The organism is Ensifer sp. Root954, from assembly GCF_001429005.1.
Lineage (GTDB): Bacteria > Pseudomonadota > Alphaproteobacteria > Rhizobiales > Rhizobiaceae > Ensifer > Ensifer adhaerens.
The window spans coordinates 49,540-67,093 of the sequence record NZ_LMJM01000053.1 but is presented as its reverse complement, the minus strand read 5'-3'; the positions used below and the strand labels follow the sequence as shown (position 1 = coordinate 67,093).

At 57.8% G+C, this 17,554-nt stretch carries 19 protein-coding genes and 3 pseudogenes; 12 read left to right on the top strand and 10 right to left on the bottom strand.

Going from position 1 to position 17,554, the window contains the following annotated elements:
* Positions 1 to 369: 369 nt before the first annotated feature.
* Positions 370 to 1,209 carry a sigma-70 family RNA polymerase sigma factor gene (locus ASE71_RS37290; RefSeq protein ID WP_244496905.1) on the top strand — a complete coding sequence of 280 codons (840 nt, stop codon included), beginning with the start codon at positions 370 to 372 and terminating at the stop codon, positions 1,207 to 1,209.
* A gap of 31 nt (positions 1,210 to 1,240) precedes the next feature.
* On the opposite strand, the gene ASE71_RS37555 is transcribed toward ASE71_RS37290, so the two are convergent.
* From ASE71_RS37555 to ASE71_RS35495, 3 genes and pseudogenes are all read right to left on the bottom strand, one after another.
* Positions 1,241 to 1,879, bottom strand: a complete 639-nt coding sequence (locus ASE71_RS37555) for an HD domain-containing protein (RefSeq protein WP_063891211.1) — start codon at positions 1,877 to 1,879, stop codon at positions 1,241 to 1,243.
* Positions 1,880 to 1,881: 2 nt separating this feature from the next.
* Positions 1,882 to 2,303, bottom strand: a pseudogene (locus tag ASE71_RS37550) (CBS domain-containing protein).
* A pseudogene (locus tag ASE71_RS35495) lies at positions 2,294 to 2,431 on the bottom strand (DUF2934 domain-containing protein); the annotation flags it as partial. The pseudogenes ASE71_RS35495 and ASE71_RS37550, both read right to left, overlap by 10 nt.
* A gap of 141 nt (positions 2,432 to 2,572) precedes the next feature.
* Here ASE71_RS35495 and ASE71_RS36320 point away from each other — a divergent pair.
* The gene (locus tag ASE71_RS36320) at positions 2,573 to 2,797 is read left to right on the top strand and encodes a hypothetical protein (protein ID WP_060516705.1); all 225 of its coding nucleotides are present in this window, start codon (positions 2,573 to 2,575) and stop codon (positions 2,795 to 2,797) included.
* A 994-nt stretch (positions 2,798 to 3,791) separates the two neighbouring features.
* Here ASE71_RS36320 and ASE71_RS34155 read toward each other — a convergent pair.
* Together ASE71_RS34155 and ASE71_RS37720 are read right to left on the bottom strand one after the other, a co-directional pair.
* Entirely contained in the window at positions 3,792 to 4,382 is a 591-nt protein-coding gene (locus tag ASE71_RS34155) for a DNA-3-methyladenine glycosylase (protein WP_413814662.1), read from the bottom strand.
* A gap of 460 nt (positions 4,383 to 4,842) precedes the next feature.
* A complete protein-coding gene (locus ASE71_RS37720) occupies positions 4,843 to 5,073 on the bottom strand; it encodes a DUF2934 domain-containing protein (protein WP_034798762.1) in 231 nt (76 codons plus the stop codon).
* A 755-nt stretch (positions 5,074 to 5,828) separates the two neighbouring features.
* On the opposite strand from ASE71_RS37720, the gene ASE71_RS36145 reads away from it, so the two are divergent.
* Both ASE71_RS36145 and ASE71_RS34140 read left to right on the top strand, forming a co-directional pair.
* Complete coding sequence (locus ASE71_RS36145) at positions 5,829 to 6,053, top strand: hypothetical protein (RefSeq protein ID WP_156400730.1); 225 nt, start codon at positions 5,829 to 5,831, stop codon at positions 6,051 to 6,053.
* A 77-nt stretch (positions 6,054 to 6,130) separates the two neighbouring features.
* The gene (locus ASE71_RS34140; RefSeq protein WP_060516710.1) at positions 6,131 to 6,472 is read left to right on the top strand and encodes a hypothetical protein; all 342 of its coding nucleotides are present in this window, start codon (positions 6,131 to 6,133) and stop codon (positions 6,470 to 6,472) included.
* 471 nt (positions 6,473 to 6,943) lie between these two features.
* On the opposite strand, the gene ASE71_RS34135 is transcribed toward ASE71_RS34140, so the two are convergent.
* From ASE71_RS34135 to ASE71_RS35485, 3 genes are all read right to left on the bottom strand, one after another.
* Positions 6,944 to 7,561 (bottom strand): response regulator, encoded by a 618-nt coding sequence (locus ASE71_RS34135; protein WP_060516712.1) that lies wholly within the window; start codon positions 7,559 to 7,561, stop codon positions 6,944 to 6,946.
* Positions 7,562 to 7,591: 30 nt separating this feature from the next.
* Positions 7,592 to 7,792, bottom strand: a complete 201-nt coding sequence (locus ASE71_RS34130; RefSeq protein ID WP_034798756.1) for a hypothetical protein — start codon at positions 7,790 to 7,792, stop codon at positions 7,592 to 7,594.
* Between the two features lie 198 nt (positions 7,793 to 7,990).
* On the bottom strand, positions 7,991 to 8,212 hold the full coding sequence (locus tag ASE71_RS35485; protein WP_082566427.1) for a BON domain-containing protein: 222 nt from the start codon (positions 8,210 to 8,212) through the stop codon (positions 7,991 to 7,993).
* 265 nt (positions 8,213 to 8,477) lie between these two features.
* Between ASE71_RS35485 and ASE71_RS34125 the strand changes: the two genes are divergently transcribed.
* The 4 genes from ASE71_RS34125 to ASE71_RS34115 all read left to right on the top strand — a co-directional run bounded on the left by ASE71_RS34125 (position 8,478) and on the right by ASE71_RS34115 (position 11,036).
* Positions 8,478 to 8,720, top strand: a complete 243-nt coding sequence (locus ASE71_RS34125) for a DUF1236 domain-containing protein (RefSeq protein WP_320410652.1) — start codon at positions 8,478 to 8,480, stop codon at positions 8,718 to 8,720.
* A gap of 139 nt (positions 8,721 to 8,859) precedes the next feature.
* A complete protein-coding gene (locus ASE71_RS35480) occupies positions 8,860 to 9,015 on the top strand; it encodes a DUF3309 family protein (protein ID WP_034798754.1) in 156 nt (51 codons plus the stop codon).
* The gene (locus tag ASE71_RS34120; protein ID WP_060516714.1) at positions 9,016 to 10,050 is read left to right on the top strand and encodes a DNA topoisomerase IB; all 1,035 of its coding nucleotides are present in this window, start codon (positions 9,016 to 9,018) and stop codon (positions 10,048 to 10,050) included.
* 773 nt (positions 10,051 to 10,823) lie between these two features.
* Entirely contained in the window at positions 10,824 to 11,036 is a 213-nt protein-coding gene (locus ASE71_RS34115) for a hypothetical protein (protein WP_060516716.1), read from the top strand.
* Between the two features lie 242 nt (positions 11,037 to 11,278).
* Here ASE71_RS34115 and ASE71_RS34110 read toward each other — a convergent pair whose 3' ends face one another.
* On the bottom strand, positions 11,279 to 11,770 hold the full coding sequence (locus ASE71_RS34110; RefSeq protein ID WP_034798750.1) for a ferritin-like domain-containing protein: 492 nt from the start codon (positions 11,768 to 11,770) through the stop codon (positions 11,279 to 11,281).
* Positions 11,771 to 12,355: 585 nt separating this feature from the next.
* On the opposite strand from ASE71_RS34110, the gene ASE71_RS35475 reads away from it, so the two are divergent.
* Positions 12,356 to 12,529, top strand: coding sequence for a DUF1328 domain-containing protein (locus tag ASE71_RS35475; protein WP_034798746.1), 174 nt, complete (start codon positions 12,356 to 12,358; stop codon positions 12,527 to 12,529).
* A 243-nt stretch (positions 12,530 to 12,772) separates the two neighbouring features.
* Here ASE71_RS35475 and ASE71_RS37270 read toward each other — a convergent pair.
* Positions 12,773 to 12,963, bottom strand: a pseudogene (locus tag ASE71_RS37270) (hypothetical protein).
* Positions 12,964 to 13,453: 490 nt separating this feature from the next.
* Between ASE71_RS37270 and ASE71_RS34105 the strand changes: the two are divergent.
* From ASE71_RS34105 to ASE71_RS34100, 3 genes are all read left to right on the top strand, one after another.
* Positions 13,454 to 15,400: an ABC transporter ATP-binding protein/permease gene (locus ASE71_RS34105; protein ID WP_244496907.1), complete on the top strand. Its 1,947-nt coding sequence runs from the start codon at positions 13,454 to 13,456 to the stop codon at positions 15,398 to 15,400.
* 120 nt (positions 15,401 to 15,520) lie between these two features.
* Positions 15,521 to 15,781 (top strand): DUF982 domain-containing protein, encoded by a 261-nt coding sequence (locus tag ASE71_RS35465; RefSeq protein WP_060516720.1) that lies wholly within the window; start codon positions 15,521 to 15,523, stop codon positions 15,779 to 15,781.
* Positions 15,782 to 16,277: 496 nt separating this feature from the next.
* Positions 16,278 to 17,279, top strand: coding sequence for a DUF4105 domain-containing protein (locus ASE71_RS34100; RefSeq protein WP_060517365.1), 1,002 nt, complete (start codon positions 16,278 to 16,280; stop codon positions 17,277 to 17,279).
* The last annotated feature ends 275 nt before the right edge of the window (positions 17,280 to 17,554 follow it).

The following is a 17,554-nucleotide window of genomic DNA, read 5'->3' as shown; positions in this document are numbered from 1 at the left end:
AGTTAAACGCCTTGGAGCCACATCGACCTACAATGGACGTTTAAGGTTAGTGATGCAGCTGCATCGACGTATGCCCGACGCGCTGCGTCCGGCATCCTGGACACCCTCGCGATCCAGTATCACCGGCTTGTTCCAAAGCCGGTCAACCTCCAAATCCATCATCCCGAATGCCTCCTTGGTGGTCACCGGCGCATCAGACTGCTCTGGGACCGACGACCGCGAACAGGTTGAAGAAATGAAGCTTGGCTATTCCGATCTAGTCCGATCGCCGGCGCGTAGTTCGGCACGGCTGACAATGGTCCTCAGCTCCTCGCTAAGAGCATTTTGGGAGGCGAACGCCATTCCCGGCACGACACCTGGATCTTCCTCGTGGCCTTGGATGACAAGGTCATCGCGAAGGTGTTCCATCAATTTGTGCCAGTAATCCGGATCGCCTGCCGCGATCGTCATAAGCGCGGTCAGGATCTTGCGGTGGGCCATCAGTTGCATTTCAAGCGCTTCCATCGGGAACCTCGCTTTCCGTTCGAGCAGCCTTCAAGATCTTCGTGCAGGCACATCCACGACACGAAACAAAAACAAGCGCAGGGGGCGTTGGTTCCCGGCCGGCGCGGCCTTAAAGCCCAAGGGAACTTAATTGTCGGCCACGCATTGACTAACATTGAAATCCGGCAACCCCGAAAGGCAGCTACAATGCCTTCTATTCCAGTTCTCGACGATCAGACGCGGCCGCTTGAGACGCAGGTGGTCGATCTGATCCCGGCCTTGCGCGCATTTGCGCGAACCTTTGTCAGTTCAAGCTTCGAGGCTGACGATCTCCTGCAGGAAACGCTGTTTCGCGCGTTGCGCGGTATCGATGGTTTTCAACCTGGAACAAATCTCAAATCCTGGCTTTTCACAATCATGCACAACGCGTTTCGCACGCAGTACAAGCTGCGTAAGCGCGAGGCGCCGGGTGCCGTCAACTGCGCCGACCTTCCAATTCCCATTCCGGCCCCGCAGGATTGGTGCGTGTTGAATGGCGAGTTGCGTACCGCCCTCGAGGGGCTAGCACCCGACCACAGGGAAGTACTTGTACTCGTTGCCGGATACGGCCTCAGCTACAAGGAGGCAGCTGATATGTGCGATTGTGCGATCGGCACGATCAAGAGCAGGCTCAGCCGTGCGCGCGACGAACTTGCCTATCGCATGAATGGTGTTCCGCTCGAGTGATCGAGCCTTGCGCCCCGCTGACGACAATCGTTCATAACCGGAGAACAAGATAGATCAAAGCGGCCGCTGCCATTCCCAAAAGCAAAGCAAGCCGTTTTGCAACGCGATCGGCGGTTTCGCGGCGGATTTTGCAAGCCTCACCCTGAGCTGATGACGCGGCGATCTTTCGGTCGGCGGACTCACTTTCCGCCCGATGACCGTCGTACGCTGCGGCAGCGTCGAGCAGAACCAGTCTTCGCCTATACTGCGTCCCATCCTTGCCTTGCCTTTCCACTTGGGAGAGATTGTCCAAAAGGTCGGCGCGTTTTACGACAGCTGCAAGCGCGTTTGACGCAGCGCGGATCGTTAAGGCATCCTTAGTTTCCCCAGTGCGGTGCGTCAGGCTTTTAACGGCGGCCACCACCTCCGGGGAAAAGCCAGAATCGAGCAGTCGCTCCGATGTCCACCCAGGCGCCTTTTCGACAACGTCATGAAGAAAGGCAACACTCTTGGCTTTGTCGCCGTCAACGGCCTCGGCCACCCGTTGGCAGTGGCGGATATAGGGTTCTCCAGCCTTGTCTAATTGGCCCGCGTGCGCGTGAAGGGCGACTTCTCTCGCCCACACACGCTCCTCGGATGCAGAGAGAACGGGAGGGCGCCACGAGGGGCGCTGTTCGGGGACGCCGGCCATCGCTACTGAGTCCGGTTATGTAGCCCATCGGGGCTCGTCACGCTCCGCAAGCCTATCCCGGCAAGGGAAGGGTCCCGTCGCGCTGCGTCAGCCAGCGAAACGATGCCGACAAGCCGCTTGTTGCGGTCAACGAACGGCAGGTGCCGGTTCTGCGCGTCGCCCATGTTGGGCGCAACATCGGACACCTCCTGGTCATCGAAGCAGTATTTGACGCCGGCCGTCATGATCTCGGCCACGCGCGCACGATCGTCACGCCCGTCACCCACACAACGCTCTGCGAAAGCCCGATAGGTTATCATCCCAACCAACCGATCGTTGTCGCCAACGGGAAGAAGGCCGATACGGCTCTCGGCCCCTTCCAGTGCGATGGTGGTATCCTCGGGGCTCGCAACGCACACATGGTCATAATGTCAGCTACTCGCATGGGTCTACTCCGCCCTCTGGTTCCGTCTGTTCCGCCGCTCGGTCGTGCGAGCGCTCTCTCGTCGGTACGTCACCCTCCGGCCGTCCCTCGTTCGCCCAGATTTCATAGGCACGCCGGCGAATGAGTTCTTCAGGCTTTGACCCACGGCCAACCGGTCAACCGCGTATTTGTTCCAGATGGGGACTACCGGACCGTTACCGCAACAATCAGAGCCGCGACGTTTCGCTGTGCAACCCGTTGGGCAGTTAAGAAAGAGAGCGGAGGTTTTGATGACTGTTGCTAGTCATAAGATTGGAATTTCATCCGGACGCTGCGAGGTCAATCTGCGCCAGCGGCAGGTCGATCTAGGCGACAATTACAAATATTCGCTCCCGGAAACGGCCATCGCCAAGGTAAGCGGGGGCCGGAGTCGAGGAAACGGGCCGCGAGACTTCGTTCGCCGGGGCATCCAGATCCAGGACGCTGTCAGCGACCGCCTCACCGATGCCACCTAGATCGACGCCTCTGAGATCGAAGTGTCTTTCAACCACGGGGAGGTGTTGATGCAAGCCTTTGTCGAAACGGAATGGGCAAGGCGCCGCGTTGCCAGCGTGTCCGGCGTAACTTTGGTTCAGAACGATCTGCGCATCACCCGGCACGTCCGCGAGGTGTCGGGAGGGCCGGGAGGCGCTCATTTCTATGTAGAACGCAATGCTCAGCAGGTACTGCGGTATATCTGCCCATAGATCAGCCCCTGATGGATTGCCACCATTCTTCTTTCAGCGTCCTCGAGCGAATAGGCCTCGAGCGTCAACGCCCAAAGGCGGTCGTCCATCCAGTACTCCACTCCGTAAAGATACATCGTCCGGCCAAGGCTATCATGTGAGGCACAGTCCGGGTCAGGAGCATCTCGTGTGGCACGTGCGGATTGGAGATCGATAATCACTGGTAAAATCCTCTTTCGACCCGCCTAAAACGATCTGCCGGGGCGGCCTGCGCGGCGTTTATCAAGATCAAACCGGCCGGGGGTCTGATGGTTCCGACATTTCCCACGTGCGGCTCTCATATCGCCTAATTGACCGAGCCACTCCTAAGGGTCGCAAGCTCAAGGTGGACTCCGAAGCGTTGCCAAGCAGCTGAAGAGAGGCGTCCTTTGTTTGGTCGAGCTTTAAACGCCGTCCTTCGAGACGGTCACCTAGTATCCAAGATCGATTGCGCCCAGCACCGTCGCCATTTCGAAAACGTCCGGCTCGCCTCCTGTAACAACAACCGTTCCGACACTTCCAAGCCCGAGTGTTCTTTCCAACCTCCCCGTGATCCGGGCGAATAGGTGCACTTGTCGAGAATGCGAGCGGGCGGAATCAGGATTTGCACGTTGGGGCGCATATCAAATCGCTTCAGTCGTTCTCGAGGATCATCGCGATGGCTAAATCTGGAAAGCAGACATCGAACAGGTCTTCCAGCATTTATGACGAGAAGCCCTACGCCCCCGCAAAATGCCGGCCAGTTCTAAACTGGAACGGGATCGGGAAACGGGTGGCTCAAAAAGGCAGAGCCTTGCGCTCCGAACCGCCACCGCACGTCGGCAGCCCTCGTGACCCCAATACGAGGGCCTCGGCAGACATCCGTTTCGCCCTCCCCAACAGTGAGATAAAAAGGGGCCGCAAAGAGCGATCGTCCGTCAAGATGGCGGGTCACTCCGAGAGCTTGGCAAAGGCGTCCCGGCCCCGCGCACAAGACGGTTTCCCTGGCTGTCCCGCGCCTGATCCGCATCGTTCCAAGGCCCGTTTGCGGCTCGATCGCTCGGAGCAACACCGCGCTTGCGTTCTCGCAGACGAAGTTGAGGCACCAATGCAAACCGTAGGACCGGTAGACGTAAGCGGTGCCGGCGGGGCCGAACATCGCGTTGTTCCGGGCAGTTTTCCCAACGAAACTATGAGAGGCGGGATCCTCCCGCCCGTAAGCTTCCGTTTCCACGATCTTGCCGCCGATCCCATTTACTTCCAGAATGACGCCAATCAAAGCCTCCGCGACGGAAACGGCATCGCGCCCAAAAAATGCTGGAGTGATCCTTTCCATTTGGTTGGGGTCGTGTCGCATGTTTACTCGCTAATCTTTTGGACTGCTTCAAGGCGTGGCATTGTCGAAGGCGGCGTTCGGCTGGTGCCAGAACCGTCTCGATACTCGAATACGTAGGCCGTGGGGTCCTCATTGCCGGCCACAGCGGCAGGAGCGACTGCACCCATTGCTTCGGGCATCGGATTCATTCAGCGCCGTAGCGAAATAGGCGGTTTGGACATCAGCGCCTTGGCATGGGCGATAAGCGGCTTAGTCATCCAGGCCCATTCGATTTGGCCACGTCGGGTGATGGAATCACCGCCTCTTTCCCGTGTGTACCTCACGCACAGGAAACTTCGATGCTAGCGATCTGCACGAAGATCAGCCTGCATTGTCCTAGGGGTCCTAGGAAACAAGCGCCTGCTCTTTCGATCGCTCTTCCCAATGCGCCGACACCGCTTCGATACTCAGGTCCTTTCCCAGTCTGGTCGTAGGAAGAGCACTACTCCGCGTCCTCCGACGGCCGCCCGGCTTCCCCGCGCGGCGCGGTGGATGGAGCAACAATGGTGCCAGTTTGATCATCCCCGGTTTGACTGTTGGGAGGCAGACGCTCATGTTCCGCAATCTCCCTACTTGCTTGCTCCCAATGCCGGCGCTCCTGGCCCTCGGGGCGCCCCTCACGCTCCCAAATCTCGTAAGCGCGTCGCCGGATGAGTTCGTCTTTATCGTTCATGTTCAAGTACCTCCCTGCAGCCGTTGATCACTGAACCGAATACCGTCGCGTTTGTTCCAGCGCAGGCACAAGGTTGCTAGGAATTCATCGGGCACCGCCTCAGACGAGGCGCCCGGGCATCCTTATCCAATATGTAATCGGGGGGCTGAAGGGGGTTTCGATGACCTTGACAGAGCCAGAGTTCCTAGGCCGTATTTTTTCGAGAATGCGGTATACTGGCTGAGCGAGTTCGGCTTCGATGGCTGCGGCTCGATGCCGTCCAGGCTTGGGGCGTGGACGTACGCGCGCCCGTATCCTCCCACCACAGCGCAGTGCCCCCAACGTCAGTAACATCCCCGGGTGAGGCAATAGGCGGGGTCAAATCTTCACTTCGCTTGACACCTCTCGTCGTTGGAGACGAGCAGCGCAGGCGTGATCTGATCCCTTATCGACTGCCGCACAGGCCGACCAGGTTTTCATTCAGTTGGAACGACGATTTTCCTTACTCCATCCATAAGATCGCAACCGGCGAAACCGGCGGTCACTACCGGCCCGATGCTGAGGCGCCGTCGCGCAAACTGACCGCCCTATGGCAGTCTTCGCGCATTTCGGGGTCCTGGTTACGATACACCCGTCTCTTCTGAGGATCCGCGGTCGGAGATGGCGGAGCACGAACGTGCCCGCCTCATCGACGATCTCGTGCTTATGCCGAGGGCGGTTAAGGACAGCCGGCTGGAAAACCAGCATCCATATCCCGCGCTAAAGAAGGGAATCTGGTGGCTCGAAATGCACCTCTTGGAGGCAATATTTTTCTGCTCATCTTGTTTTTCGTCGCAGGCATTCTCGTGCAGCGGGCGATGGGACAGGACACGATTACCCGAATGAAGCTCTGCTCGCTCAAACGTCCGCAGCACCATATCGCTCCCAGCATACAACGGACCGGCCGCTCGTTCTGCCGCCATCGGGAACCTTTGGCGACGGCAGCGATTGATATTCGTTGACCCGGTCTGGCGGGTCGAAGGGATGATGACCTTCGAGCCGAGGACCGCATTGACGGAAATGGCAATGGAGAAACGTGATGGCCGAGCAGCTTGATGAACGAGGCGAACCCCAGGAAACGACCCACGGCGCTAACCGGACGAGGTTCTCGGCGCGGGAAACCCGTCAGGCGGGAATGGGTGTCCGTGTTTTCCTGGTGCTTGCCGCAAGTCTTTTCCTGGCGCTGCTCGCATGGGGATTTGTAGAATGGAGCCAGCCCGACGCCAGTCAAACAGGATCGGTAGAGCCCTCACACCAGGCTCCGATGGAAAAGCCGCGGAGCACTGAACAACTTCCGAGCACCGAGAGCCCGCAAGGCACGGTTCCGACAGACCGCACCCCCACCCGGCAGTCAGGCTCGGGCGCGCCAAGGGAGAATTAACCCCAAACGATGCCAACAGGTAAATGGGACGAGGCCGCGCGGTTCCGCTCATAGTTGGATAGCCTTGAAGTGTCTGCGCCCCGGCCCGGGAGGGGGCCGGGCGAATCTTGCGGTTGCGGCGGAGGACGCGGACGTTGTGCCGGATAAGGTCATCGCGTCGTTGGATGCGGTCAAAGTCCTTCGAAGCTATGACGCGGTATTCGCCGTCAAGCTCGATCGAACGCGCAACTTCTCGGAACCAAGCACAGTGCACCTTGTTCTCCTCATGAAACGAGGAGCAAGGACATGAATCCTCACCGCCGCGATCCGGGCGAGCGATTGCCGCCTGTACCACCGCCGAACGAGGGGCCGCGCCCGATCAGGGAGCCCGACTCCGAAGACATGCCGGATGAGAAGAGAACGCCAAATCCGGACGAGGTCCGGGAACCGCCCATTCACACCCATCACGGCTTTCGCACCGCGTCAAATGTCTTAATTCAGTCCATACGGGCTCTCGTCATGGATGGCCGCCAATAAATCGTGCAACCAGGCATCGAGGCCCTGAGACCTGCGCCTTGTCCCGGCTAGCGCGATAGCGCGCTCAAGCGTACGCTCAACGAGCAGGTCGGCGGCCTCGGGAGGCGCTCCGGCCATCAGGAGCCGCGCCCTGTAGCGCAGCTCCGGTATAAGTTCACAGACCGATTGATCGGTTAGTCCGACATATAGTGGCGCCAAGTTTGACAGATTTTGGAGGTGTTGCTCAAAGACAGCATTTACGAGATCCGACGCGCCTGCACACTTGCTTAACCGTGCGGCCGACCGGAACCGTTCGGGCACGGTCATGTCGTCGTAACCACTAAAAAAGACCACGGGTACCGATCTGAGCGCGAGTTCGTCCGCCACGGGAAAGATCAGCTCGCCATTGAGGTTAATATCCAGAACAGCAACTTGAACGTCGAAAGCCTGAGCAAGGCTCTTCAACGTTTCTTTTACTGTGGGCGTTGGGCCAATTATTGTCGCACCGGCCTTTTCGAGCCAAAGTGCGATATCATTTGCGACAAAAAATTCGTCCTCAGCAACTAGCACCCGCAATTGCTGCAGGTCCGGCATCACAAGCCATCCTTTTGCATTCTGACCACCTCAGTGTTTCCGGCGCGAGGGCCTGCTGATCGATTTCGTCGCCTGCCGTTTGTCCAGGGCTCGTTGCAGCCTAATGGCAAGGATCAGCAATCGATCCGGTACGTCATCAACTGGCACCGCATCGCTCTCGACCGGTCGGGACGCCACACCGCCTACCAGCAACTCCTCGTTTTCATCCTCGGCTTTTTTTCCCGGTGCCATCGTCTCAAACCTTGGTTATCCGAATGCCGCTCTTTCGGTCGTCCTCGCCGCCTATGGCGGCGCTTAAGAAGGATACGCTGTCGACAGCGAGAAGCCAAGCTTCCAAGCCCCAGGACATCCTGCGCTGGCAAATGGGTCACGAAAAGTCAGCGAGCGTACCGGGCATCCGATGGATCCGAACGCCGCTCGCCGCTGTGGTCAGGGGCGCTCGAACGAATGCGGCTGTGCGACCTTATCAGGTGGGTTGCCCAGGGGCACGGTCACCGTCTTTGTCGTTGAGCGGACCCGTAAGTTGTTCTGAACGTGGGGAACTCCGGAGAACAATTCGGCACAATCTTCAGCCCGGTGTTTGGCCTGCCTGCTCGATACTTCCCACGCAAGCGTCACCTCGCCGCTAGCAACCGCTACGTCGGAAGACATCGAGTCCCGACGGTCGCGGTAGCGGCATCCAATTGCTTCCTCGCGTTCATCCTCCTTGTCTAGCAGCTCTTCCGAGAGCTCCCACCTTCAAGACGCTGAAGCAGGTGCTCATGACGCCAGGACTTTAAAGCCGCTGCTGTGACCTCTCGCGTCGAAGAGACATCGTCACCGACCTTTGGCGTCAGGCGGTATGCAGCCGCTCCGGGACCGCATTGGAACCAAATGCTCTAAAACGGGTTTGAGGGAACAACTAGGAGAGCTGATCATGAAGAGAACCGTCATGGCGAGCTTGCTGGCGAGCCTGTCTTTCGGCGGCGCCGCCGTTGCGCAAACTGCAACAGTCATCGTACCGGGCGAAGCTCAAACCTACCTACTTGACCAGAGCAGCCCTTCGGACGTGTATCAAGGCGACATCGCTGTAGGCACCCGTCTGCCTGATACCGTCGAAATCCAAACGTTTCCTGATCAGCCGGACTATGGATATGTCGTTCAAACGACCAAGGGGTGATGATCAATCGGCAACGACGCGCGGTGATCGCGATCCTTAAATGACCCTCCTCCCGAGTTTCGATGCTAGAGCCCCCGCTCGGCAAGTACGGGGGCAAACCGACGAAAACGACTTTATCGCTGTGTAAGGAGACCGCAAAATGCTTGGAACCGTACTTTTAGTCATTCTCATCCTGCTGCTCATCGGCGCTTTTCCGGCCTGGCCCCATTCATCCGGCTGGGGTTACGGTCCGTCTGGCGTTCTGGGTGTGGTGGTGGTCGTTCTTGTGATCCTCCTTCTGATGGGACGGATCTGATTGAGCCGGCGGGAAAGTCCGCAGGTAGGCGATGGCGCCGACCTCATCTACGTCTCCGACACTGAACCGGGTTACACCCGGTTTCGTTCCTCAAGCGGCTTTGTCTATCGGCGTCCGAACGGTGAACAGCTAAAAGATTCCCGCGTTCTTGCCCGTATCCAAGCGCTTGGCTTGCCCCCAGCTTACGAGAACGTCTGGATCTGCATGCAGCCAAACGGTCATCTGCAGGCGACAGGTTATGATGCGCGTGGTCGAAAGCAATATCGATATCACCAAGCATGGCAGGAGATGCGAAGCAACGCCAAATTCAGCCAGCTTCCAGCTTTTGCTAAAACGCTCCCCCGCCTGCGACGCCGGATCCGCAAGCATATGGAGGGGCCTGTGGACGACCCTTTCACCGTACTTGCTGCCCTTGCGGCGCTGCTCGACCACGCGCCCCTTCGCATTGGAAACTCGACATACGTGAAGGAGAACGGGAGCTATGGCGCCTCAACCCTTCTTAAGCGCCACCTCAAGATTACCGACGATAGCATCGAGCTCAACTTCAAGGGCAAGGGCGGGCAACGTATCCGAAGACGGCTGAGAAATCCGCGACTGCAACGCTTACTTGAGGGAATCGCCGAACTCCCGGGTCGCCAGCTCTTCGTATCCGTGGGGCAAGACGGAAAACCCGAGCCAATCGAGTCGGGGCGCTTTAACCGCTATCTCGCAGAGATCAGCGGGGCGCCAATTTCGGCCAAAACGTTCAGAACTTGGGCTGGGAGCGTTGCCGCATATTCTGCCGCTCGCCAAGCATTCGCTCAGGGTCGACGCCCGACGATCAAAGAAATGTGCAACGCGGCGGCAGAGGCGCTGCACAACACGCCGGCCGTTTGCCGTAAGAGCTACGTGCATCCGGCAGTCCTCGCTCTGGCGCAAGCCGAGCAGAAAATCCCGCGGGTAAGGCCAAACGCAAAAGCCGTACCCGGACTTCGCGCCGACGAAATGCAGTTCCTGCGCTTTCTTAATTGGCTCGCCCGGCACGCACAGGGTTAGGGCTGTCCATTGTGCCTAAGTCTGCGGATAATGGCAGCCTCATCAGATTTCCAAAGCTTGCCGCAGAGTGTGGTCGATCAGCTTCTGCACCAGAAAGCCCATTTTGCGGTACCCTCTGTTCGCGATACCGGTGAGTGCATCTTCTTGGCTCGCAATATCGCAAGCCGCGGCAGTACCTCCCCCTCTTCTGCTGCACCTTCGGACCGCCGTCAGCCAACGCCGGTTTGTCGGCTAGGCTCCTCTACCACAGTCGCGACCTTCGAGGCCAGTGAGGATGCTCTCGATCAATATCGCTCAACGACGACAATATCCGGACTGCGTGCGTGCTAACGTCGACGACGACGAGGCGACGAAACTTCGCTCCCAATCGCCCTTTCGTAGATGGTTCCTCATTCGGGGAAGCCGCGGCGCAAATCGCTGGAACGAAACTGTGGTTTGTATGTTTGGCTGGCCGAGGAGTGCACGGAGATGCGCATGGACACGTCGGCGCGAGATGTCAGCCCGCACAACACACCGGATTCCGATGCAGACGGCGTCGTCTGGCCGGAGAAACCGTTTGGCTCGGTCAAAGCTGATGACTGAGTGAGCTCGGGCTTTAGATCGACGGCATCACAGTCGGCCAACGAATGCTCAGCGCTTGTAACCGGAAAACGCAAGAAGCTTGTCCGTCTACAATCTCATCTGGCAAGGTTCACCGAATGCACGGACCGCGCCGACGGAAGGTAGACGGGAGCTCGGCTCGCCGGCACCTCTTCGATAAAGGAGGTTGAAAAATGCCCATGCTATTACGTTTTCTCATCTGGCATCTGTCGTCTGGATTTGCACTGGGAGCCCTCACCGCACTGGTAATCGCCGTTAGCTTCCCGCACGCGCTCGGTCATGATCGTGCGATCGAGCCCGTTGCTCTTTTCCTTCAGATATATGCCTTCGGGGCGTCGTTTGCTCTCGGCAGCCTCGGCACCGCGCTCATGGGAAAGATCGATTGATTTCGTGGCGCCGAGCCGAGTATCGTCGCGCTTAGCGACGCCCAGTCCTGGTTCGAGTATTTTCCGAACCGGCGATTGTAGTTTCGACGCTGATGCTTGTGTTGCAGTGGATATTCTTGCGCTATCGCGGCTCGCCCAAATCAAAGAAGGTCGACGCGGCAAACCATCAGATCACAAAAGACTAGCTGTTACGGGGTCTGGGGGCGAAGGGCGCAACGGCCCTCCGCCTAGAATATCGTAAGTTAAGCTGCAGCCTTAATATTTGCAGCGGACAAAGCCAACTTGCTCAAAGCCTTGTCAGTCGCACCCTCTTCCTGAAGGGTCTGATCGAGCAAGGCGACGGCGGCGTCCAACCCAAGCTGCTTGGCCCAGGTCTTCAGGGTGCCATATCGCGCAATCTCATAGTGTTCGACCGCCTGGGCCGCAGATATCAGCCCGGCGTCAAGGGCCGGACTTCCCTTGAACTCCTCGATGATTTCTTCGCCTTCGGCAATCAGGCCTTGAATAGCTTCACAGGTTTTACCCTGTGCGCGCTTGCCGATAATCTCGAAGACCTGTTGCAAACGCTCCACGTGGCCTTCCGTTTCATCGCGATGCTTTTCGAAAGCGGCCTTGCTATCAGGGGATTGCGCAGCCCGCGCCATTTTAGGCAGTGCCTTTAGTATCTGCCGTTCGGCGTAGTAAATGTCCTTCAACGTTTCGTGAAACAGCATGTCTAAAGTCTTCTCCGGCATGGCAACCTCCTTCGCCTTGGTGGGGAGCGGTTCTAACACCGTCCGGCTTCAAAGGTTCCGCAGTGGAACAAAAAGCACGAGTCGCTCTTTGAGGGGTTTACGCAAACCTCAAAGCCGGGTGATCCGCCAAACAAAGGATACGTCGGCAATCACGGGAAAGAACCAATCGATCTCGGGCAGTGGCGAGCCGGTTTCAGCGGACGTGCCAAGATCATAAATCCTTTGGTCTCGCGGAATTCACTGCCGCCTTGGTTTGCCCGCTTGGACGCTTGCCCGCCGGAACGGACGAAGCCGAAGGAGAAGTCGTCGCGGCAGTTCGCATGGCTCTTCGCGCGATAGAGGAGCGCATAACACTCCGCGAAAAATGGCTGACGATGCGCGCGGCAGTGACCGTACTGCCGCCGCGAGAGCCAGTAAATCGGCGGGCGGAAGAGAGAGCAGGGATGCCGCGGCCTTGCGGCATGGATTGGACCAGGAGTTTGCACCGATCCGGCGTGACGTCACAACTTAAAGGCGCCTGGAACAATACTCACCGCTGCGGGTTCAATGCCCAGATTATTCGTTTCGGCCGTCGGGGAGAAACATATGCTAAAGTGGGCTATTATATTTTTTGTAATCTCGGTCGTAGCAGGCTTGCTTGGCTTCTCGGGTGTTTCTGCAGCAAGTGCTGGTATAGCGAAGATCCTCTTTTACGTCGCTCTGGCGATATTCGTGCTGTTTCTCGTCCTTGCCTTCATGGCAGGAAGCATTGCCTTCTAGCGCGAAGGTTCTGCGCCGAGGACGGCGCAGAACCTTGTCCTGAGACCTGAAGATTGTGAATTTGGCTGTTACTCGGCGCGATCCGGCTATTTTTCGTCAAAGCCCACATCCCATTATTTTTCGGAGTATTATGGCCCGGCGCCTGACGATGGCCTATCCTTAGACCCGGTCACGCAGTTGGTTTTGCGCTTGCAACGCCGCTGCTTTTCCGTCCGCCCGCGAAGGAACGCATTGCCCTTCGCTTCATTTTTTTGTCTTCAACGCATCGGATGGACGCTCCGGTTCGCGGTTGTTTTCGCCCACGGCGTCGCGATCGGAATCTGGTCCGTCTTTCGCTGGGAGATACCCCCGAGGTCTGCTCTCCTCCGGGCCTCCCAACGAGGAGACTGGTCGGTGGTGCCCGGTGCACCGTTTTTCGGTTTGTCAATGCCCATATGCAACTCCTCTCCTCCCACCCAACCAGAAAGCGGCGCACAGGTTCCGTGCCACGGCCTCCCGTGGGACAAATCAGGTTTCACGACGAGAAGCGCGGTCTCCCCGCCTCAACAGAAACTGCGCCCGCTTGCCGGACACTTTCGAAAAAACCGCTGCGCTGAAGTGGAGGACCGATTCCCGCAGGGAAGCCTCTGTAACTCGTCCAGCAGCCTCAGTTGATAATCTGAACGACACTACGAGTGCCAGTGTCCAGCACCGCGCGGTTGCCGACTACGACGTAGCGATACTTGATGTCTGGCCTCCGATGTTGAACTCACGTTCCGGCGTCGCCGCTTAGCTATCGGCCCTACGGCGAGTAGGCTGCCGGCCTTAAGATCCTCCTGATCACCTGTCGCGACCAAATCGCTTGCAAGGACCCTGCTTTTCGTCGGCCATCAGATCATCAGCATTTGACAAGTCCGATCCTTACTCCAATTCAGGAAGATGAGCTTGAGTGAAGTCGTGCGCGGCAAGGCGCATCGGGCAACAGCACGGGTTAAACGGTTCTTCGGCGAGAAACGGCGGCGCCCAAGCAGCCCCGTATCCTCGATGCGTAGCTTCTGGGGGCTGTTGCTCGCTTACTGGCTCTCTAATCGCTGGAGAGACGCTTGGGGCCTGACCATTCTCATCCTGCTGCTTACCGGATTGTCGGCTCAGGCAAGCGTATGGTTCGCGCTGACCTCAGGCGAATTGGTCAATCGGATCGCGAATTTCCACCACCCTACGGTACCGACAACGCCTGCGTCGCTTCTAAAGACCGCAGCGACGCTTGCTGCGATCGCGATCACAAGGGACGCGGGGTTTACTGCGGTCCGTCACTTCCTTTCGACCAGCCTACACCGAAAATGGCGCCAGTGGTTGGATGAACGCTTCAATCAGGCACTTCTCGATTCCAGTCACACCCACTTCCACTTGCAACAAAATGGCTTTGGTGGAGCGGGTGAAGGGAACACGTCATCGCCGGACAACATCGATCAGCGGGTGCAGGAAGCAATAAAGGGCATGACCGGCGGTGCAATCGGTCTGGGCATCGGCATCGCCGGGGTGGTGCTATCGCTCGCGTTCGTTGGCGGTAAGCTGATCGAAACGTCGAGCCCGATCCGAGGGCTTGACGTTCTTGGGGGCTACGGCAGCGCCTTCCTGACGCTGCTGGCGATTGCGATCTACGTGCCCCTCAACACATTCATTGCGGCCAAGCTGGGAGGTATCCTTCAGGGGCTGTCTATCCGCATTCAATCGGCGGAAGGCGGTTATCGCAGCGAACTCAACCAGTTCTTGCGCCGCAGTTTTCACGTTGCGGTTATCAAAGGGGAGCCAGCGCAAAAGGCGCTCAATGTGCGCCGGTATCGAGATATTGACCACACATGGGCGAGGCTCAATCGGATTACCGCCGGCTATATGGGCTTTGAGCTGGTGCATAATTTCATCGGCTCACGCATCGTGGCCTACGCGCCGGGCCTGCTTCCCTATGTCGACAAGACCATCAGCCTACAAGACTATGTCACCGGTGCCGAACTAGCGACGGCCCTCATCAACGAATGCTCATGGTTTATTCATGCGATGCCTGACATCGCGACACTGCGGGCGGACGCGCGGCGCATAACAGAGCTTGCGGAAGCGATAGAAACGGTGCAGCGACCACAAGACTACTATGCTCAAAGTGGACCCGCCGCGTTTGAATATACCATAGCGGAAGCCGTAGAAGGCGGCTTGACCATCCATTCGGTCGAGCTCCTCCATACTGGTGAGGACGAGCCCTTTTTGACCGCCATTGAACTCAATTTCGCTCCGGGCGAGTGGACTTTGGTGATGGGTGAATCGGGGAGTGGAAAGACCTCACTTCTCAAGGCGATAAACGGTCTTTGGCCGCACGGTCGGGGCAAGATCACGTTGCCGGACGGTTTGCGAACTCTCTTTGCGGCCCAGGAGGTCAAACTACAGGGCGTTTGCCTGAAGGATCTCGTCTGTCTTCCGGATGACGCCCGTGAGCATAAGGACGCTGCGGTTTCCACGGCGCTTGAAGAAGCGGGGCTCCATGAAATTTCTGGGGAGCTCTTTGATGAGGGACGCGAGGGGCAGCAGTGGGACAAGCTGTTGTCCGGGGGTGAAAAGCAGAAGCTCGTTCTTGCGAAAGTCCTGTTGCTGAAGCCGGGTTTGCTCTTCCTTGACGAGGCAACAAGCGCTCTTGATGGGCAGGCGGTGCAAGCGTTTTATCAAGCGATCAAAGAGAATTGCCCGGAGGCGACGGTTATTGCCATTATGCACGATACCTCCTCGATCCAATCGGAGGGCGGAATTGATTTCTTCGATAGCGTGCTGGTGATTGAAGGAGGCATTGCTGAAAAGATGTCTATTTCGGCGTGGCGTTCTGCGCAGACGAACGCCCCACTTCGGTGATGCGGCAAGGCGTCGGCGGCACGTGACCATCGTGGCGAACCCGTGTCTCTCAACTACCAAAGCGATGGTTGGAACAATGCTTCCCGCTAGAGGTTCTGTGCCGAACCGGAGTCAACGCAAATGAAAACCATCATTTGGGATAATCCTGTCAGGATTGGCGTGAATGGCGAGCGGTGTATCCACGGACCACAGGATGCCCTGCAATATCTGAGTGAGTTGCCCCAGGGCGGATGGTTCTACGAACGCGCAAGGAATCGCTGCCATGGCGCATTAGAGCGCGGCGAAGCGCTGGATCTGTCACGGAAAGCCTTCATTGGCGCAGCGATTGAAGGTTCATTCCCGATCCTCGATGACGACGTTCCTGCTATTCGGGAACCCTGATCACGAGTGACGGCGATTTTGCCCCTCGCCGTCGACGCTAGCTCTTCCCATCGCTCGCGCGAAATTGACCTGAGATCATTGACCACCTGAATATCGGCGAACAGACCGATGAGTGCTTTGCCTGGCGGCAAACAACGGTCGCGCGAAGATGCCGAGCCAGTATACGGTTGGTGGCAGTTGACGATTTCCGGAGGTCTTCCCCGTCAACAATTGACGGTTCCCTCCTCACCCACGGCTGCAACGCGCTCGTGCGGAATGTAACCGTTACGTTCTTCAGTAGTACGATATATTCGACATAATGCTGACGAAGAGCGAACCTGGGGAAATACTGTGTGGTTTAAGCGGCTCTTGAAATGGGCCAATCGAGAATGTGACGAAAGGAGTCAAACATGAGCAAGCGGCAGCCCAAACAAAGCGGCTGGCAAACTACGCGGGACCTGGAGTGTTGAGGAATCCAGGTTGGAACAAGCAAAGGAGTGGCTGGAGTCGCTGGGCTCTGGTTGTTCTGACTGTTCCGCCGGCGATTCTGCTAGCCGTGGCAGCCGCATGGGCCTCGCTTGCATTGTGGTATCGTCTTCCCGTTTCCGAATTCACAAGAGGTTTTATCGCCGGGCTCTTTGCACTTGTCGGGCTTTTGACGGTCGCCGCGCTGTTTGGCCGCTGGCGTCTCAAAGCTCTCCTGGTATTTGCAGTTGCGTTCGCAGTTGTCTTGATTTGGTGGAGGACGATCAAACCCGTCGAAGACGGTTCGTGGGCACCTGATGTTGCACGACAGGTTACAGGCGAATTTCACGGCGACCTGCTGACACTAACCAATGTTCGCAACTTCGAATGGCACAGCAGCACGGAATTCGTCGAAGGGTGGACCACGCGGACCTACGATATGAGGAAGCTCCGAACAGTCGACCTGTTCATGTCCTATTGGGCGGGGCCAGAGATTGCCCATGTAATATTCAGCTTTGGATTTGAAGGCGGCGAGCAGCTCCCGTGGTCGGTCGAAGTCCGTCGGCGGGTTGGCGGCGCGTTCTCGCCGCTCGCAGATTTGTTCAAGAGCAATCCTTTGGTGATCATCGCAGCCGACGAACGGGACGTGGTGGGCGTCCGGTCAAATTTCCGCAGCGAGGATGTTCAAATCTATCGCCTGAAGGCGTCACCTGACCAGGCGCGTGCGCTTCTGCGCGAGTATGTTACAGACGCCAACGCTCTTGCCACAACGCCGCTCTTCTACAACTCGCTTACGACCAACTGCACGACGACGGTTGTCAAGATGATGCGCGTTGTAGGAGACTCGATCCCGTTCGACTGGCGTCTTATCGTCAACGGGTATCTTCCCGACTACGCTTATGATCGGGGGGCGGTCGATACGTCAGTGTCGCTCGCAGAACTCAGAAATGCCAGTCATATCGGCCAACGTGCTCGGGACGACGGGTTGTCGCCAAATTTCTCAAAGGCAATAAGACTCGGCGTGCCTTCGCCAGTGCCGCAGGGCTCGCCTTGAAGACGGCGAACGGTCATCAGGGAGCTCATCAGCAATCCGCAACAGCCTGTTTCATTCTTCGCTACGTGCGCATGTCAGTCTTCTGATGGAGTTTCTTCCGAGCCAACTGGGCGTGAGCCTTGCCCCGCCTTCCCCGGCGGGGTTTTCTTTTTGGACGATTTTGCGGGGCGCGCCAGCCTGGAACATATGGTGTTCCCTACGCCCCAACAAACTCCATGACCTCAAAAGCAAAAGCGCCCGCAGGAGATGCAGGCGCTTGGCAATTCTTCAGTCTT

What these genes read in the sequence shown, in the direction of transcription:
- ASE71_RS37555 (WP_063891211.1), bottom strand. Translation starts at nt 1,879, where the DNA reads ATGGCCGGCGTCCCCGAACAGCGCCCCTCGTGGCGCCCTCCCGTTCTC.
- ASE71_RS36320 (WP_060516705.1), top strand. Translation starts at nt 2,573, where the DNA reads ATGACTGTTGCTAGTCATAAGATTGGAATTTCATCCGGACGCTGCGAG.
- ASE71_RS34155 (WP_413814662.1), bottom strand. Translation starts at nt 4,382, where the DNA reads ATGCGACACGACCCCAACCAAATGGAAAGGATCACTCCAGCATTTTTT.
- ASE71_RS37720 (WP_034798762.1), bottom strand. Translation starts at nt 5,073, where the DNA reads ATGAACGATAAAGACGAACTCATCCGGCGACGCGCTTACGAGATTTGG.
- ASE71_RS34140 (WP_060516710.1), top strand. Translation starts at nt 6,131, where the DNA reads ATGGCCGAGCAGCTTGATGAACGAGGCGAACCCCAGGAAACGACCCAC.
- ASE71_RS34135 (WP_060516712.1), bottom strand. Translation starts at nt 7,561, where the DNA reads ATGCCGGACCTGCAGCAATTGCGGGTGCTAGTTGCTGAGGACGAATTT.
- ASE71_RS34130 (WP_034798756.1), bottom strand. Translation starts at nt 7,792, where the DNA reads ATGGCACCGGGAAAAAAAGCCGAGGATGAAAACGAGGAGTTGCTGGTA.
- ASE71_RS35485 (WP_082566427.1), bottom strand. Translation starts at nt 8,212, where the DNA reads ATGTCTTCCGACGTAGCGGTTGCTAGCGGCGAGGTGACGCTTGCGTGG.
- ASE71_RS34125 (WP_320410652.1), top strand. Translation starts at nt 8,478, where the DNA reads ATGAAGAGAACCGTCATGGCGAGCTTGCTGGCGAGCCTGTCTTTCGGC.
- ASE71_RS35480 (WP_034798754.1), top strand. Translation starts at nt 8,860, where the DNA reads ATGCTTGGAACCGTACTTTTAGTCATTCTCATCCTGCTGCTCATCGGC.
- ASE71_RS34115 (WP_060516716.1), top strand. Translation starts at nt 10,824, where the DNA reads ATGCCCATGCTATTACGTTTTCTCATCTGGCATCTGTCGTCTGGATTT.
- ASE71_RS34110 (WP_034798750.1), bottom strand. Translation starts at nt 11,770, where the DNA reads ATGCCGGAGAAGACTTTAGACATGCTGTTTCACGAAACGTTGAAGGAC.
- ASE71_RS35475 (WP_034798746.1), top strand. Translation starts at nt 12,356, where the DNA reads ATGCTAAAGTGGGCTATTATATTTTTTGTAATCTCGGTCGTAGCAGGC.
- ASE71_RS35465 (WP_060516720.1), top strand. Translation starts at nt 15,521, where the DNA reads ATGAAAACCATCATTTGGGATAATCCTGTCAGGATTGGCGTGAATGGC.